The following is a 15,533-nucleotide window of genomic DNA, read 5'->3' as shown; positions in this document are numbered from 1 at the left end:
GGCCGCCCCGGCATCCGCTGCGCCAACCCTGCCGCAGGGCGCGCCCGCGCGCGTCGAGCAGCCGCGCGCCTTCGGCCACGCGCTGGGCGATCTGCTGACGCAGCGCGTGCTGCTCGCCATCGACGGCAAGCCGGTCGAACTCACCAAGCCGCCGGCACCGGGCCGCGTCGGCGTGTGGCTGGAACGTCGACCGATCCGTGTCGAACGCGATGCCGACGGGCGACGCTGGCTGGTGATCGAACATCAGCTGATCAATGCGCCGCAGGCACTCACCGCACTGACGCTTCCCGCGCTCGACATCGCGACCTCCGGCGGCCTGCTCGGCGTGCCGGCATGGCCCATCAGCGCAGCACCGCTGACGCCGCGCAACGCCTTCGCTCAGGGCGCGCTGGACGCGCTGCAGCCCGACCGCGCAGCGCCCGCCGTCGATACCGCGTCGATCCGCCGGCAGATCGCGCTGTGGGGTGGCCTGTGCGTCGCCACACTGCTGGCCTGGGGCGGCTGGCTGGGCTGGCGCAGCTGGCGCGCCGGCCGTAACCAGCCGTTCGCCCGTGCGTTGCGCGAACTGAAAGCGCTGCGCGGCCGCGGCAACGACGCACCGGACGCATGGCAGGCGCTGCACCGCGCCTTCGACCGTACCGCCGGACGCAGCCTGCAGCCGGCTTCGCTGTCGCGCCTGTTCGAGCGCGCACCGCACTACGCACCGCTGCGTGCCGATATCGAGCGCTTCTATGCACAGTCGGCGACGCTGTTCTTCGGCGCAGGCCAGCCGGATGACGCGCTGCCGCTGCACAGCTTCGCCCGCCGGCTGCGCAGCATCGAAAAGCGGCACGAAGCATGACATTCGGCGCCATCGACTTCGCCCAGCCCTGGGCGCTGCTGCTGTTGCCGCTGGCGGCGCTGCCGCTGCTGCGCCGGCGGCGCGACACGCTGCTGTTTCCGACGCTGGACTGGCTGCCGCGCGACCGCGTCGGTCGTATCGCCGGATTCGCCTGGCGCGCGCTGGCGGTGCTCGCGCTGGTCGGCATCGTGCTCGCACTGGCCGGTCCCGGTACGCCGGAAACCACGGTGACACGCACCGGGCGCGGCGCGGAAATCCTGATCCTGATGGACCGCAGTCGCAGCATGGACGCCAAGATGAAACCCGCCGACTGGCGCACCATCGATCCGCATTCCATGCTGTACCAGGTCGAATCGCGGGGTGAGCCGAAATCGGCGGTGGCGCGTGACCTGCTGTCGAAATTCGTCGAGCAGCGACCGGACGACCGCTTCGCGCTGATGTTCTTCAGCGCCGGACCGATGAACGTCGTGCCCTTCACCCAGCACGACGCCGTGGTGCAGGCCGGCATCAAGGCGGGCGGACTGGGGCGCGGGCTGTCCGACACGGATGTCGGCCGCGCACTGACCGCCGCCATCGGTACCTTCGATACGCGCGCCTACACCGGCAGCCGCATCATCCTGCTGGTGACCGACGGTGGCACCCACCTCGACGAACCGACGCGCAAACGCGTCCGTGAAGGTCTGCAGGCCAACCGCATCGCGTTGCACTGGCTGTACCTGCGCACGCTCAACGCGCCGGAACTGGACGCTGAAGCGAGCGCACCGCCACCGCAAGCCGAGGGCGATGACCCGGCCGCGATCGAAATCCGCAATGCCTATTACGCGCAGGAATCGATCGCCGAGGTGTCGCTGCACCGCTTCTTCCAGTCGCTGCCGGTGACCTACCGGCTGTATCAGGCCGACAGCCCGGAAGATCTTGCGAAGGCGGTGGCCGAGGTCGGTCGGCAGCAGAACTTCCCGCTCGACTTCGACGAGCGCGTGCCGCGGCAGGACCACAGCCGTCTTCTCTTTTCGCTGGCGGCGCTGTGCTGTGCGCTGCTGCTGGTCTATCGATCCCTACTTCTGCGGAGCTGGCTGTGAAACGACGCACCGTCCATCTGATCTTCGGCACCACCGCCCTGCTGACTGGTGTCGCTGCCGGCTGGCAGACCACGCAGCTGTGGCAGGCCGAACGCGTGAATGCCGCCATCGCCGCCGCAGGCAACATCGAAGTCGATCTGCCGGAGGCGCAGTTCGCGCAGGCGCTGGCGCTGAGCCGCGGCGCCGACAGCGAAGCCGCGACCCGCGCCTGGAAGGCGCTGATCGCCGGCGAACGTCCGGACCTGCGCCAGGGCGCGCGCTACAACCTCGGCAATCTGCATCTGCGCGAGGCGCTGGCGCGAGGCGAGGCCGACGTCGCCAACGCACTGCCGCTGGTCGAACTGGCCAAGCAGCGCTACCGCGACGCGCTGCGCGAACGCCCGGACGACTGGGACGCACGCTACAACCTCGAACGCGCGCTGTGGCTCGCCCCCGAAATCGAGCAGGCCGCCGCCGCGGCCGACGACGGCCCGGCACCGCCGAAGGAGCGCGTCGTCACCACGCTGCAGGGCGTGCGGCTGGACCTGCCGTGAGGACACGCGCATGAGAACACGCGCCTTCCTGCGCAATCTGCTGGCCAGCTTGCGTGAGCGCGACGCGCGTTCGCTGATCGCCGCGCTGGCGCTGCTGGTGTTCGCCGCCGTGCTGCCGCCGGTGAATCTGCCGCGCGACAGCTGGGACACCATCGTCGTGTTCGACCTGACGCAGAGCATGAATGTGGAGGACTACGAACTGGACGGCGTGCCGGTCAGCCGGCTCGCCTACGCCCGCGAATCGGCCAGGCGCGCACTGCGCGAGCTGCCGTGCGGCTCGCGCGTCGGCTGGGCCGGCTTCGCCGAGTACCGCACGCTGCTGCTGCTGGCGCCGATCGAAGTGTGTGCGCACTACGGCGACCTGCTTGCGTCGCTCGACCAGATCGACGGCCGCATGCGCTGGGGCAATTCGAGCGAGGTGGCGAAGGGCGTGTTCTGGTCGGTGCGGGCGGCGAAGGAGATCGGCGACACGCCGAGCATCGTGTTCGTCAGTGACGGGCAGGAAGCGCCGCCGCTGCGCGACGGCGACAAGCCGGGCTTCGACGACATCAAGCCGGGCGACATCCGCGGCTGGATCATCGGCGCCGGCGGCGAGGCGGCGCGGCCGATTCCGAAGAGCGACGACGACGGCCGTCCGGTCGGCTACTGGAAGGCGGGCGAGGTCATCCAGCGCGAGCTGCGCACTGCCGACGGCAAGCGCGTACCGGGCACCGAGCACCTGTCGGCACTGCGCGAGACGCACCTGCGCGCCATCGCGCAGCAGGTCGGCTTCGACTACGCCACGCTGACTGACGCCGACTCCCTGACCCGTGCCATGAAGAATGCCGACGCGGCGGTCTCCCGTCCGGTGCCGACCGACCTGTCATGGCTGCCGGCGGCGCTCGCCCTGATCGTCCTGATCGCGCGCTTCCGCCCGGAGGCCCGCGGCCCGCGCTGACTGCACCCGCCCGCCTCCCCGGAGCCGACCGACCGGGCGTCGGCGTGCAGCGGGCCGAGCGCAGACGCACATTCGTGCCCACTTTCGAAAAGGTGGGGAATCGCTGCGCAGCGGCGCGGTCGGAGTCGTCAAACCCGGCGACCGTCACACCATGAACCCCCTGCATCCGAAAAAGCTGCTGCTCACCAAATGGACCGCCGTTGCGCCGGTCGGCCGCAACCTGCACTTCCTCGTCTGCAAGGTGATCGAGCCCGACCCGCCGGAAACAGCGATCCGCTGGATAGATATCGAAGCGGTCCATTCGAAATCGGTGCAGCGCATCGAGTGGCGCGAGCTGAAGGACTCGACCTGCTGGCGGCAGGGCTGGGTCTGACGGCTCGCCGAAAATCGCCCGTCAGCCGGCTGACTGCTCCGCCCGCCACGCATCGACCACTTCCTGCGCCGCCCTGAAGGCATCGACCGACGCCGGCACACCGGCGTACACCGCGCAGTGCAGCAGCGTTTCACGGATTTCCTCCACCGTGCAGCCATTGTTGAGCGCGCCGCGCACATGGCCCTTGAGTTCGTTCGGGCACTTCAGCGCGGTCAGCGCCGACAGAGTGATCAGGCTGCGCGTGCGCCGGTCCAGACCGTCGCGTGTCCAGACGCCGCCCCACGCGTGCTCATTGATGAAGGCCTGCAGCGGCTGCGTGAAGTCGGTCGCGTTGCCCAGTGCGCGATCCACAAAGGCATCGCTCATCACTTCGCGGCGTACCGCTTCCCCGCACTTCGCGCCATCGCTCATGATCATTTCTCCGGTTGCATTCGTGTCGAGCGGCGGATTCTACGGATTCCGCAGCACGCTGAACCAGCCGGCTGCGTTGTGCAGGACCTGTCGGTGTGCCGTCGCCACGGCTGATCGGAGTAGCATCGCCCTGCCCGCAATTGGCGCATCGGATCGTGCGACGCATCAATGCAGGGCGGGCCGGATCGGGGATTCATGTCACGCATGGCGTTGCCACGCCATTTGCGAGGCGTACCAACGATTCCGGCCACTGGCACGAGTGATGCATGAGAGGGTCGCCGGTCGGGATGGCCGGCGTGGAGGTCTTTCATCAGGATGGCGCCATGTTCAGTGTGGGCGAATTCAGCGACGCGGTACTCGATCTGCAGTCGCTGGCGCAGGCGAAGGCGATAGACGATTTCCAGCAGGCGGCGCTCGAACGGGTGCAGCCGCTGGTCGGATTCGACAAGGCGTGGTGGGGCATCATGTCGCCGGCTGCAGGCAGCTTCGCGCTGCACAGCTCGCAGCCCTTCAATCTCGACGACGGCTTCGTGCCGCTGTGGGAAGAAACCAAGTACGACGATGCGCTGGCCAAGGCGGTGAAAGCCAAGCCGCGGGAAACCGTGTACTTCGATCAGCGAAGGTTCAACGAGGCGCCCGGGCTGGCGACACTGATGGGCGAGCACGGTGTCGGCCAGGCGTTCTGCACCTCGGTCTATCTGCCCTCCGAAACCGCCTTCGTTTTCCTGTCGCTGTACCGCACGGTCGGCGACGCCCGCTTCACCCGGGGCGACCAGCAGATGGCGCAGTATCTGATGCCGCACCTGTGTTCGGCGTGGACGTCGAACCGCATCTTCCAGATGGAATATCTGAAGGCCAGCATGGCGAACGATCAGGTCGCCATGGCGATTCTCGACCGCCAGGGCCAGTTGCTGAACGCCGAACCGCAGTTCGTCGAGGCGCTGCGCTGCGAGTGGCCGGACATCGGCGACGGCTGCCTGCCGGACACGGTAGGCCTGTGGCTGAAGACCGACGACTTCCGGCTCAAGCTGCGCACCGTCGTACTGCAGCGTCACCTGCTGGGCGACTTCACCTTGCTGGTGGTGCGCAGCCGCTCGCGTCTCGACGTGCTGACGCCGCGCGAAACCGCGGTGGCCGAAGCCTTCGGGCGCGGCAGCAGCTACAAGGAAATCGCGCGCCAGCTCGACCTGTCACCGGCCACGATCCGCTTCTACCTGCGTGCCATCTACGAAAAACTGGGGGTCAGCGACAAGGGCGAACTAGCGTCGCTGCTGCGCCAGGAAGAACTGCACATCGACGGCGCCACGCTGGCGGTGCGCTACCGCCAGCTGCATCAGGCGCGTTTCATCTGACGGCGCGCCCGCCCCCCGGGCGAGAGGTCAGCGCCCCCGTGCGTTAAGTGGCGTCACGTCAGCGCCATTGTTTCTCGTCGGCGATCCATGCCCAGCCCGGCAGCGGGCCGTCCTTCAGGCAGGCGTCGACCACGTTCTTCGTGATGCGCGAAACATTGTTGTCGAAGTCGTTGCTGGGCAGCGCGCTGCTCCACGCGATCGAGCCGGTGCAGAACACCGCGCCGTGATTGGGCGCCATGAACCAGGTCATGTCGGCGCGCACCTTGGGTTCCTGTGTGCCGCCGAAGCCCGGGTGCATGTAGACGATCTCTTCCACGACCAGCATGTAGTTGTCGCTGTGACCGCCTGACGACGCGAGGATGCGCGTGTGCGGCGGCGTGCCCAGCGCGAGGTCGTAGCGGTCGAGCTCGACGCCGGCGGCACCACCGCGTGCCAGACCGAAGTCGCCGATGATGTCGCCCTCGACGCCCTCCATGATCCACGACACCGTGCGGTGGTAGCTGTCCGGCATGCGGCGGTAGGACTTCGACTCTTCGAAGCCTTCCGCAGTGAAGCCCACCCCGGTGAGTTTCTGCGGCGGACGACCGCGGTTCTTCCACAGACCGCTCTTCTCGCCGGTGGTGCACAGATAGTGCTCGCCGGGTCTCGCTTCCCAGGCGCGCGAGCCGGAGTCGAGCTTGCGCACTTCCATGATCCACGGTTCGTCGTCGCGGAAGCCGACGCACCAGTAGTAGCCATTGCCGCCCATGTACAGCAGGCGACCGCCGCCACTGACGTAGTCTTCGGTCGCATCCAGCATGCGTTCCGAGTAGTACTCCGGATGCGAGCCGCTCAGCACCACCTTGTAGGGATGGAGCGCGGCCAGGCCGTCGCGGTGCAGGTCTTCGTCGGTCAGGATTTCGTAGTCGTAGCCCAGCTTCTCCAGCCAGGCGACGATGGACAGGTCGGCCGGAAACTGCCAGGTCAGCCCCATGCTCGACATGCGGTACTTCGGTCGCATGTTAACCACCGGCCGGCGGTAGGAGCTGTAGGACACACCCAGCCCGTCGAGGAAGTGGTCGTAGGTGGACAGGCCGAACTCGTGGTTCTTGTACATTTCGATGTCGACTTCGCTGACGATGGGCGGCTGGCCGGCCATCGGCTGGATGATCTGTGCATCGAAACTGAGCTTTTCGTTGGCGTATGCGAGATAGCTGGCGGTAGGCATCAGCAGCGCCACCGGCGCTTTCGGCACGGCGGCACGCAGGAAGAACACCACATGATCCTCGGCCAGACCGGCACCGTCGCCCACGCGCAGGCGCACCGCATACACACCGCTGCGCAGCGAGGCCGGAATCGTGAACGACAGCGTTTCGTCCCAGTTCGAATCGATCATCGCATCGACGTGGAACTCGATGCCGCCGTACTGTTGCGGCGCGAGCCGGAAACAGTCGTCGCGGCCGTTCCAGTTCCAGCCGGTCTGGGCACGGATCGGGCGGTTGTAGCCCTCGGCGTGCAGGCGATACGGGCCGGTGTCGAACACGGTGTCGCCGATGCCCCGGTCGGTATAGCCGTGCGTGGTATCCCAGTATGCGAGCAGACCGTTGGCGTGCGGTGCTCCGCCGGCCGCCAGCGCCTCGAGTTCGTCGCGCGTCAGTGCGCGGTCGTACATGCCGTGGCGGTCGATCTTGCCGCAGAAGCACTGCGCGACGAAATGCCCGCGCAGTTCGTGCCAGTCCTGCGCGCCGGCCACCAGAAAGGGGGCATCGGCGCTGACCGGCTTCACGCGCAGCGTTTCATGCACGTGCGAACCGTAATCCATCGGCGCGACCGGCGACAGCAGACTGTTGTAGCGGTTGAGCACCGACTGCTGGTGGATCGTCGCGCGGCCGGTCGAGGCGTCGTAGCTGACCGCGATGAAGCACCACACGCGCGCCACCAGCGGCACTTCGGCCGCGACGTAATCGACCGCCTGACCGTCGCCGACCCAGAACTCCAGATAGCCTTTCTGATTGATGCCCAGGCAATAGCCTTCGTTGCGATCGATCGACCAGCGGCCGAGAAGCGCCTGGCGAACGCCGATGTCCGGCAGCGTCGACGTGATGAAGGCATGCAGCGTGAAGCTGCCGGTCACGGCGAGCCGATGGTCCGGGTCGTGCACGCGCAGGAACGAGCCGACCTGGGTGTATTGCTTCTTCGCCGGCCAGTCGCGGTTGATCGGGCTATCGATCGCCTCCTCGACAAAGCCCGGGCCATCCGGGTGCGCGTCGCCATGGATGAGCCGCACCAGCTGGGCGGTGACGCTGTCGGCGCCATCGACGCTGGCCTTCACGCTGAGCGTGTCGCCCGCCTTGACCGTGAGCTGGTCGCAATAACCGAAAACCTTGATCTGTGCCATGTACTGAAACGCCTGATGAAATGGATTACGACTCGAGCAGGTCCTGCACGCGACGCAGGAACACGCCGTGATAGGCCTCGTCCTCGGTCGCATACACCTTGTCGTCGACCACGCGCGGCGCCACGCCGCGGAAGCCGGACAGCGCGATCACGCGGTACTCCTTGAAAGGAACGGTGGCGACGATGGCGTACTTGTCGTTCTGCACGCCGCGGCGGAAATACACCAGCAGGCGCTCCAGCTGTTCGCTGTGCTGGCCGAGCGGCTTCGCTCGGTGTTCCTCGATCACGTCGTCGGTCACCAGCGTCTTCAGGAAATCGCGCTGCTGCTTGTCGAAGCGGCGGGCGAAGATCTGGTCCTTGTCGCGGGTTTCGGTGGCTTCTTCGGGCAGCATTTCGCCTCCTTTTTCGGCGCGGGTTGAACGGCGTTCGCTTTTCTTCTTGTTCCGCCAGGCGCGGAACTGCTGCTTCATGCCGAACAGGCCGCCGCGTAGGAACAGCACGACGCCGAGCATGATCAGACCGATCAGGATGAGCCGGGCCGGCCCCCAGTCGATCAGGTACTTTTCGATGAAGATGACGATGAGCGTGCCGACCACGGCCCCTTCGGCGCGACCCAGCCCGCCGATGACGATCATCGCCAGCATCATCAGCACCAGATCGAACGAGAACAGCGTCGGCGAGGCGCCGCGGAAGTGGGTGGCGTAGAAGCCGCCGATGACACCGAGCGCGATCGACGAAATCAGGAACACGCGCACCCGCGCCGAGCGGAAGTCGATGCCGGTCGCTTCGGCGAACGCCTCCTTCTTCTCGGGTGCGGCGCGCAGGATGCGGCCCAGACGCGTGCCATTGACGAAGCGGTAAAGGAACAGCGCGGCGATCATCAGCGCCAGGCAGGCATAGACGCCCAGCCTGAGCTGGCTGGTTTCGTCCCAACCCTCCGGCATGTAGGAGGGCGCGCCGTACAGGCCGCCTGTTGCCGAGCCGAACACGCGCGACTGCACGACATAGACGCGGCACAGTTCGTTGATGCCCAGCGTCAGCAGCGCGTAGTAGAAGCCGTCGAGGCGGGTCGCCGGTATCGCGATGATGGCGCCGAAGACGAGGCCGATGCCGCTGCCGATGAAGGGCAGGGTCCACCACGGCAGGCCGTATTCAATGGCCAGCCATGAGGAGCCGTAGGCCGCGGCGCCGACCACCGCCGGGCTGGCCAGCGAAAAGATGCCGGCGGTGCCGATGGTGAGCATCCAGCACAGATTGATCGCGGCATAGATGCAGAACACGGCGCCCGCCGCCAGCAATGCGCCGGAATCGACAAAGGGCGGCAGCAGCGCGAGCAGGGCGAGGCCGAGCGCCCAGTAGATCGGCCGGCGATCGACGATGGTGCGCTCGGCACGCAGCGTCTTCGGGTTGTAGACACCGCGCGTGCGCAGCACGGTGCGCCGCGTGAAGGGGTAGCGCAGACGCCACAGCGCGCTGCCCTGCGCCGGTCCCTTCCAGTACCAGCGCAGCCGGCCGACCGGCAGCATGCGCGGCTTCCAGCGCGGCGCATCGGGCGCCCAGCTGTCCTGCGGGTTCTTCCAGCCGAGCGATTTCGTGACCTTGAACATCATGCCTCCCGCGCCTTGTCCAGCATGCCGGCGATGCCGCGCGGGCGGATCAGCAGAATGACGATGATGACGATGAACTGGGTGATCAGCACGTACTGCCCGCCCAGATACGCAGTGGTTAGCGCCTCGACCAGACCCAGGATGCAGGCAGCGATGAGCGCGCCGGACACGCTGCCGAGCCCGCCGCACAGCGCCACGCTGACACCCTTGATCATCGGCGTCAGGCCGGAGAACGGGCTGACGAAGTAGGTCTGGCACAGCAGCACCGCGCCGAGGCCGGCCAGCGCGCCAGTGATCGCCATCACGTAGATGCCGGTGCTGCGCACGCCGATGCCGCAGATCGCCGCGCCATACGGATTCATCATCATGGCGCGGATCTCCAGCCCGCGCCGGCTGCCCTTCATCCACGCCAGCGTCAGTCCGAGCAGCAGCAATGACGACAGCAAGGTGCCCACCTGGTCGGCGGTCAGGATCAGTTCTTCGGTCATCTCCCACTGCCACTCGCCAAACAGCGGCGGCAGCGTCTTGGCCTGCGGGCCGAAGGTCATCAGCAGCAGCTGGGTACCGATCAGGCTCAGCGCCAGCGTGGCGATCAGGCCGCGCACATTGAAGTTGGGCTTGTCGTGGATGGGGATGAAGGCGATCAGGCACACGATGACGCCGATCAGCGCGCCGGTGACGATGCCGGCCAGGATGACCAGCACACCGGCTTCGCTGAAGTGCTCGGCCATCAGCCAGCCGCCGTAGCCGGAGGCGGCGAAGGTCAGGCCGTAAGCCATGTTCACCATGCCCAGGCTGGACCAGGTGATGGAAATGCCGATCGCAAGCAGGCCGTAGATGGCCGCCAGCGTGATGCCCGACAACAGGATGGACGGCCACTCCACGAATCAGACCTCCGGACGGGATCGGGACGCTGCGGATGCTTCGCCCTTGAGTTTTCCGACATGCATGCCGATCAGGCGCGACACGCGCCCTTCCAGCAGCGACACGTTCTGTTCTGCAATCACCATCGCCGCGTCATTCAGTTCGACGCTCATCAAGGCGTTGATGACGCTCTTGCTGATCTTCGGCGCGAGGCCCAGCGACGGCTCGTCGACCAGGAACAGCGATGCTTCGGCCATCAGCCCGCGACCGAGCGACACCATGCGCCGCTCGCCGCCGGACAGCCGGCCGACCGGCGTCTTCATCAGCTTTTCGAGTGGTGGAAAGATCTCGAGCACGCGCCGCTTGCGCGCGGCGCGCTCGCGCCAGGCGCGCGGCGTGAAGGCCCCGCTGTCGAGATGTTCTTCCACCGTCAGTCCCTGAAAAATCTCATCGCCCTGCGGCATCAGCGCCAGACCGAGCTTGACCACGCGATGTGTGTAGCGACCCGGTCCCTGGCTGCGCGTGCCGCCAACCTCGACGCCATTGAGCTTGATCGAACCGCGCTGCCAGCCGGTCAGGCCGGCGATGGCGAGGAACAATGTGGACTTGCCGTGACCGTTCAGGCCGACGATGCCGACCCGCTCGCCGGCATGCACCGACAGGTCGAGGTCGTGCAGCACGCGCAGCGGCCCGTAGCCGGCGGACAGGCCTTCCACCTTCAGGATTTCTCGACCGGCGTCGGCCGGTGGCGTGGCGGTGGCGCTCATGCGTGCACCTCGCCGATGCTGTCGAAATAGGCGGCGCGCACCCGGGCGTCGCCGAGGATGTGCTGCAGACTGCCTTCGGCGATCACCTCGCCGACGTCCATCACCATGACGCGGTCGGCGATCGCGTCGAGCAGTTCGATGCGGTGTTCGACGATCAGGATGGCCAGGTTCAGCTCCTTGGCCAGCAGGCGCACCAGATGGTCGATTTCGTCGACTTCGGAATTGATCAGCCCGGCGGCCGGCTCGTCCATCAGCAGCAGCGGCGGGCGGCGCATCAGCAGACAGGCCAGCAGCAGCTTGCGCCGGTTCAGGGTTTCGAGCCGGCCGGCAATCAGGTCTTCATCGACCGTCAGACCGAGCAGCTCGCACGCCCACTCCGCGTGGTGGCGCGTCAGATAGGGCGGGTAGGCCTGGCGCGCCGATTTCAGCACTTCGGCCACGGTCAGTTCCTCCGGCACAACCGGCGTCTGGTAGGTGCGACCCAGACCGAGCCGGGCGCGCTCGTGCAGCCGCAGCGCGGTCACGTCCCGACCCTTGAAGGTCACCGTGCCCGACTTCGGCCGGATGCGCCCGGACAGCACTTCGAGCAGGCTGGTCTTGCCGGCGCCGTTGGGCCCGATCATGCCGAGCACCTCGCCGCGCCGGATCGACAGCGACACGCCGCGCAGGATTTCGCGCCCGCCCAGATCGAGGCGGATGTCGTCGCAGGCGAACAGCGGGTCCCCTGCCTGAGCCATGGTCACGTCGATTACATCCAGGACGCGGGCTTGAACGGCGTTTCGATCAGCTTGTTCGGATAGATGATCTTGTGTTCGCCGTTCTGCACCTGGAAGTAGAGCTGGGCCATGCCCTTTTCCAGATCGTCGGTGCCGACCGGGTAATGCACGCCTTCCTGCCGCGCATTGTTCAGGTAGGACCAGCCGCACACGCCGCGGAACGGCGTCTTGCGGATGTAGTCATTCACCGCATCGAACTTGTCCGGGTCGCCGACCGCCGTCCACGCCTGGGCGAGGAAATTGACGATGTCGTAGCCGCTGCCGGTGTAGCACAGGCCCATCACCTTGGCCGGGAAGCGCTTCTTGTACTTTTCGCGGAAGGCGCGACCCTTTTCGTCGGCATACACGCCGAGCACCGTGCTCCACACGAAGCCTTCGGCGTTCTTGCCGGCGAGCTGCAGGAATTCCGGTTGCGACGGCCCGTACTGCAGATACACCAGCGCGCCCTTGAGCGGATTGGCGCGGAACTGCTTGACGAAGGCGGCGTACTCGGCGGCCACCCAGTGGTCGATCATGACCGCGCCGGCGCCGGTCTTCTTGATGTCGCGGACGACCGCGCCCCAGTCCTGCACCGGATACTGGATGTCCGTCACCTTCGCCAGTTCGAATCGGCTCTTCGTCAGCGCTTCCTGACAGGCGCGGGAAATCGTCTGGTTGTAGGCGATCTGCTCCTGGACGATGTGCACCTTGTTGTTGATCGGCTTCCAGCCCCCCTTGTCCTGCATGTCCTCGAGGAATTTCGGGAAGGTGTAGCCGTAATACACCTCCGACGGGTCCATCTGGAAAATGTGGCCGTACTTCTGCGGATTGGCGGCGACGAGGTCGGTCGCCGCGCGCTGCGTGTTGCCGTTCAGATAAGGGCACTTGTAGCCGACCGACGCATCCATGGCCGGAATCGGCACGAAAAGGAAGGGCGACGAAATGGCATGCACCTTCATGTCCACCAGCTTGCGCACCACCGCCTGGCAGCTTTCCGGCGACAGCAGATCCACATCGACCGGCTTGAGTTCGAGCGGCCGGCCAAGGATGCCGCCATTGGCGTTGATCTCTTCCATCGCGAGGATGGAACCGTTCAGGTGATCGCCGTGATCGGCCACCCCTGCGGCGGCCGTCTGCGAAATCGTCAGCCCGATCACGATGGGCTTGCCGGTCGGCTTCTTCTGCGCCTGCGCCGGCATCGAGAACGGCAGCGCGGCCGACGCGGCCAGCGCGCCCATGCCCTTGATGACCTGGCGACGATCGACGGGGTGTGTCATCTGTAAGGCTCCTTCGGGGTCGGATGAAAAGCGGTGGCAGGCGCCGGCAAGCCCGCAGTGACCCGGAGCTTAGGCGCCGTGTCGCGACGGCGGAACCCGTACAGATGAACGGTGTGCAGGGATGGCGCGCGACCGCGAGGCGGGTCAGCGTGAGTGGCGCTGCGCCGGCGCGCAGCTCACGCCCGGCCGGAACGATTTCGCAGGAAGCGCCGCGTCGCACCCGGCCGGAGAAGGTTTCCGACAAGCGCGGACGCGGGAAAGACGTGCTGCAGGCGATGCAAACAGCCGGGGGACACCGGCGTTGGCAAACCTCGTGGCAGTCAGCAGAGGCGGGCGCGCTGGCGACGCGCCACCCAGCCGATCAGGCCGAGGCCGGTGAGCAGCAGGGCCGCCTGCTCCGGTTCGGGTATGGGTTGCGACACGTCGAGCACGATGGGCGTGTCGGGTGATGCAAGCTGCATCAGTACGCGTGCGTCGCCCTTCACCCCTTCCAGATCCCAGTTCGCCTTGATGGCGTCACCGAGCTTTCCGCCCTTGTCCTTCGGATAGTAGGCAAGTTCGATTGCCTTGTAACTCAGACTGAGGGATGCCAGCGGGTCACCGCCCGAGGCCCCGGCCAGGCTCAACGAGGTCAGCGTGGCGTCTTCGAAGGTCATCGTGAAGTAGCGATGGGCTTGCTCCTCGCCCGACTTGACGAAGCTGAGCGTCACCTTGCCGACTACATTGCCGTTCGCCACACCTTCAAACAGTTTGGGGATGCTCTGATCCACCGCCTGCATCCATTCCAGATCACCGAACACCGGCCGCGATGCCGTACTGCCGGACGGACCGGTGGACGCCGTGTTGGACAGCGTCCAGTTGAAAGAAAAGACCTCTATCTGGTCCTTGTAGTTTTCGGCGACCGAACCGCCATTGATGCGCGGTATTTCCAGGTAGTAGTCGGCTGCCAGCGCCGGCGCCGCGGCGAAGTACATGATCGAAGCGGTGATGCACGAGGCGGCAAGTCTGAGTTTCATCGGTTTTTCCCGGATAAGGAAGGACATCCATCTGCCGGGTCGTGCCCTTGTGGCCGCGCCGGCGCAAGCACTGCACCCGAACACTACCAAGGACGCCTCATTCCGGACAGCCTTGAAGAACGTGTTTCCCCTGCAATCCGAGACGTGCCGTCACGCAGTTCAGAAGGCGCCCTTCACCGTGCCGCCATCGACCCGCACCGCCGCGCCTGTGGTCGCCGACGCCAGCGGACTGGCCAGATAGACGACCATCGCGGCGACTTCTTCCGGCGTGGCGAAGCGCTTGATCAGCGAGGTCGGGCGCACCTTCTCGAAGAACTCCTTTTCGAAGGCCTCGAAGCTCTGGCCGCTTTCATTGGCCAGCGTCTGCACGAATTCCTCGACGCCGCGCGAGCGGGTCGGACCCGGCAGCACGCTGTTGACGGTGATGCCGGTGCCGGCGACCGACTCGGCCAGACCCCGCGCAATCGCGATCTGCGCCGATTTGGTCATGCCGTAGTGGATCATTTCGGCGGGAATCTGGATGCCGCTCTCGCTCGATATGAACAGGATGCGGCCCCAGTTGCGTCGCTTCATGCCGGGCAGCACCTGGCGCGACAGCCGCACGCCGCTCAGCACGTTCACGTCGAAGAAGCGCGTCCAGTCGGCATCGGGAATGTCCTCGAACGCTTTCGGCTCGAAGATGCCGAGGTTGTTCACCAGGATGTCGATGTCCGGGTGCGCCTTCGCCAGCGCGTCGGCGCCGGCCGCGCTGGCCAGATCGCCGGCAAAGCCGATCGCCCCCACACCCAGCTTCGCGACGGCGGCGTCGACCGCCGCCTGCGTGCGGCCATTGACGATGACGCGCGCGCCTTCGCGCAGCAGCGCCTCGGCGATGGCGTAGCCGATGCCGGCGGTGCTGCCGGACACCAGCGCGAGACGGTTCTTCAGTTGCAGATCCATGCGGAATTCTCCTTGATGAATGGGCGTCAGGTGCGCGGCGCGAACATGATGATGGCCATTCCGGCCAGCGCCACCGAGACGCCGGTGATGTCCCAAAGGTGCGGGCGTTCGCCGTCAACCAACCACAGCCACAGCACCGCAACGCACACATAAACGCCGCCATACGCCGCATAGACGCGCCCGGCGGCGGTCGGATGCAGCGTGAGCAGCCAGACGAAGACGGCCAGCGACATCGCCGCCGGCAGCAGCACCCATACCGGCGCGCGGTCCTTCAGCCACAGCCAGGGCAGATAGCAGCCGACGATCTCCGCCAGTGCGGTGGCGACGAAAAGCGCAGTGGTTGAAAGCAGATTCAAGATACAAGCTCCAAGATTCAAGGGGCAAGGTACAAGGTTCAAGGTGCGCG

Annotated in this window: 16 protein-coding genes; 6 read left to right on the top strand and 10 right to left on the bottom strand. The window is 66.5% G+C overall.

The genetic code is table 11. From position 1 onward, the window contains the following. From NMQ16_RS18400 to NMQ16_RS18380, 5 genes are all read left to right on the top strand, one after another. Positions 1 to 841, top strand: an 841-nt coding sequence (locus NMQ16_RS18400) for a hypothetical protein (protein WP_257082442.1), incomplete at its 5' end; no start/stop codon positions are given. Next, entirely contained in the window at positions 838 to 1,920 is a 1,083-nt protein-coding gene (locus tag NMQ16_RS18395) for a vWA domain-containing protein (protein WP_257082441.1), read from the top strand. The genes NMQ16_RS18400 and NMQ16_RS18395, both read left to right, overlap by 4 nt. After that, entirely contained in the window at positions 1,917 to 2,453 is a 537-nt protein-coding gene (locus NMQ16_RS18390) for an MxaK protein (protein WP_257082440.1), read from the top strand. Before NMQ16_RS18395 ends, NMQ16_RS18390 begins: the two co-directional genes overlap by 4 nt. Positions 2,454 to 2,463: 10 nt before the next feature. Next, on the top strand, positions 2,464 to 3,390 hold the full coding sequence (locus NMQ16_RS18385; protein WP_257082439.1) for an MxaL protein: 927 nt from the start codon (positions 2,464 to 2,466) through the stop codon (positions 3,388 to 3,390). 151 nt (positions 3,391 to 3,541) lie between these two features. Next, complete coding sequence (locus tag NMQ16_RS18380) at positions 3,542 to 3,763, top strand: TIGR02450 family Trp-rich protein (RefSeq protein ID WP_257082438.1); 222 nt, start codon at positions 3,542 to 3,544, stop codon at positions 3,761 to 3,763. Between the two features lie 21 nt (positions 3,764 to 3,784). On the opposite strand, the gene NMQ16_RS18375 is transcribed toward NMQ16_RS18380, so the two are convergent. Beyond that, a complete protein-coding gene (locus tag NMQ16_RS18375; RefSeq protein ID WP_257082437.1) occupies positions 3,785 to 4,174 on the bottom strand; it encodes a carboxymuconolactone decarboxylase family protein in 390 nt (129 codons plus the stop codon). A gap of 266 nt (positions 4,175 to 4,440) precedes the next feature. Here NMQ16_RS18375 and NMQ16_RS18370 point away from each other — a divergent pair, with 266 nt between their 5' ends. After that, entirely contained in the window at positions 4,441 to 5,526 is a 1,086-nt protein-coding gene (locus NMQ16_RS18370; protein ID WP_257082436.1) for a LuxR C-terminal-related transcriptional regulator, read from the top strand. A 58-nt stretch (positions 5,527 to 5,584) separates the two neighbouring features. Here the strand turns inward: NMQ16_RS18370 and NMQ16_RS18365 are convergent, their stop codons facing one another. The 9 genes from NMQ16_RS18365 to NMQ16_RS18325 form a co-directional block, all read right to left on the bottom strand. Further along, positions 5,585 to 7,903, bottom strand: coding sequence for a LamG domain-containing protein (locus NMQ16_RS18365; RefSeq protein WP_257082435.1), 2,319 nt, complete (start codon positions 7,901 to 7,903; stop codon positions 5,585 to 5,587). Positions 7,904 to 7,928: 25 nt separating this feature from the next. Next, a complete protein-coding gene (locus NMQ16_RS18360) occupies positions 7,929 to 9,512 on the bottom strand; it encodes a branched-chain amino acid ABC transporter permease (RefSeq protein ID WP_257082434.1) in 1,584 nt (527 codons plus the stop codon). Further along, on the bottom strand, positions 9,509 to 10,393 hold the full coding sequence (locus NMQ16_RS18355) for a branched-chain amino acid ABC transporter permease (RefSeq protein ID WP_257082433.1): 885 nt from the start codon (positions 10,391 to 10,393) through the stop codon (positions 9,509 to 9,511). The genes NMQ16_RS18360 and NMQ16_RS18355 overlap by 4 nt, the downstream gene beginning before the upstream one ends. 3 nt (positions 10,394 to 10,396) lie before the next feature. Next, positions 10,397 to 11,140, bottom strand: coding sequence for an ABC transporter ATP-binding protein (locus NMQ16_RS18350; RefSeq protein ID WP_257082432.1), 744 nt, complete (start codon positions 11,138 to 11,140; stop codon positions 10,397 to 10,399). After that, positions 11,137 to 11,877, bottom strand: a complete 741-nt coding sequence (locus tag NMQ16_RS18345; protein ID WP_257082431.1) for an ABC transporter ATP-binding protein — start codon at positions 11,875 to 11,877, stop codon at positions 11,137 to 11,139. Before NMQ16_RS18345 ends, NMQ16_RS18350 begins: the two co-directional genes overlap by 4 nt. Before the next feature lie 11 nt (positions 11,878 to 11,888). Further along, complete coding sequence (locus NMQ16_RS18340; RefSeq protein WP_257082430.1) at positions 11,889 to 13,172, bottom strand: ABC transporter substrate-binding protein; 1,284 nt, start codon at positions 13,170 to 13,172, stop codon at positions 11,889 to 11,891. 320 nt (positions 13,173 to 13,492) lie between these two features. Next, entirely contained in the window at positions 13,493 to 14,188 is a 696-nt protein-coding gene (locus NMQ16_RS18335) for a type VI secretion system tube protein Hcp (RefSeq protein WP_257082429.1), read from the bottom strand. Positions 14,189 to 14,347: 159 nt separating this feature from the next. After that, positions 14,348 to 15,127 carry an SDR family NAD(P)-dependent oxidoreductase gene (locus NMQ16_RS18330; protein WP_257082428.1) on the bottom strand — a complete coding sequence of 260 codons (780 nt, stop codon included), beginning with the start codon at positions 15,125 to 15,127 and terminating at the stop codon, positions 14,348 to 14,350. Positions 15,128 to 15,153: 26 nt separating this feature from the next. After that, positions 15,154 to 15,483: a YnfA family protein gene (locus NMQ16_RS18325; protein WP_257082427.1), complete on the bottom strand. Its 330-nt coding sequence runs from the start codon at positions 15,481 to 15,483 to the stop codon at positions 15,154 to 15,156. Positions 15,484 to 15,533: the final 50 nt, after the last annotated feature.

The organism is Methyloversatilis sp. XJ19-49 (assembly GCF_024580145.1).
Taxonomy (GTDB): Bacteria; Pseudomonadota; Gammaproteobacteria; order Burkholderiales; family Rhodocyclaceae; genus Methyloversatilis.
Note: the sequence above shows the minus strand (reverse complement) of the source record. Positions and strands in the feature narration are given on the sequence as shown.

Coding starts and splice junctions, on each gene's coding strand:
- NMQ16_RS18395 (WP_257082441.1), top strand. CDS start 838: ATGACATTCGGCGCCATCGACTTCGCCCAGCCCTGGGCGCTGCTGCTG.
- NMQ16_RS18340 (WP_257082430.1), bottom strand. CDS start 13,172: ATGACACACCCCGTCGATCGTCGCCAGGTCATCAAGGGCATGGGCGCG.
- NMQ16_RS18365 (WP_257082435.1), bottom strand. CDS start 7,903: ATGGCACAGATCAAGGTTTTCGGTTATTGCGACCAGCTCACGGTCAAG.
- NMQ16_RS18385 (WP_257082439.1), top strand. CDS start 2,464: ATGAGAACACGCGCCTTCCTGCGCAATCTGCTGGCCAGCTTGCGTGAG.
- NMQ16_RS18335 (WP_257082429.1), bottom strand. CDS start 14,188: ATGAAACTCAGACTTGCCGCCTCGTGCATCACCGCTTCGATCATGTAC.
- NMQ16_RS18350 (WP_257082432.1), bottom strand. CDS start 11,140: ATGAGCGCCACCGCCACGCCACCGGCCGACGCCGGTCGAGAAATCCTG.
- NMQ16_RS18345 (WP_257082431.1), bottom strand. CDS start 11,877: ATGGCTCAGGCAGGGGACCCGCTGTTCGCCTGCGACGACATCCGCCTC.
- NMQ16_RS18330 (WP_257082428.1), bottom strand. CDS start 15,127: ATGGATCTGCAACTGAAGAACCGTCTCGCGCTGGTGTCCGGCAGCACC.
- NMQ16_RS18380 (WP_257082438.1), top strand. CDS start 3,542: ATGAACCCCCTGCATCCGAAAAAGCTGCTGCTCACCAAATGGACCGCC.
- NMQ16_RS18360 (WP_257082434.1), bottom strand. CDS start 9,512: ATGATGTTCAAGGTCACGAAATCGCTCGGCTGGAAGAACCCGCAGGAC.
- NMQ16_RS18375 (WP_257082437.1), bottom strand. CDS start 4,174: ATGAGCGATGGCGCGAAGTGCGGGGAAGCGGTACGCCGCGAAGTGATG.
- NMQ16_RS18370 (WP_257082436.1), top strand. CDS start 4,441: ATGAGAGGGTCGCCGGTCGGGATGGCCGGCGTGGAGGTCTTTCATCAG.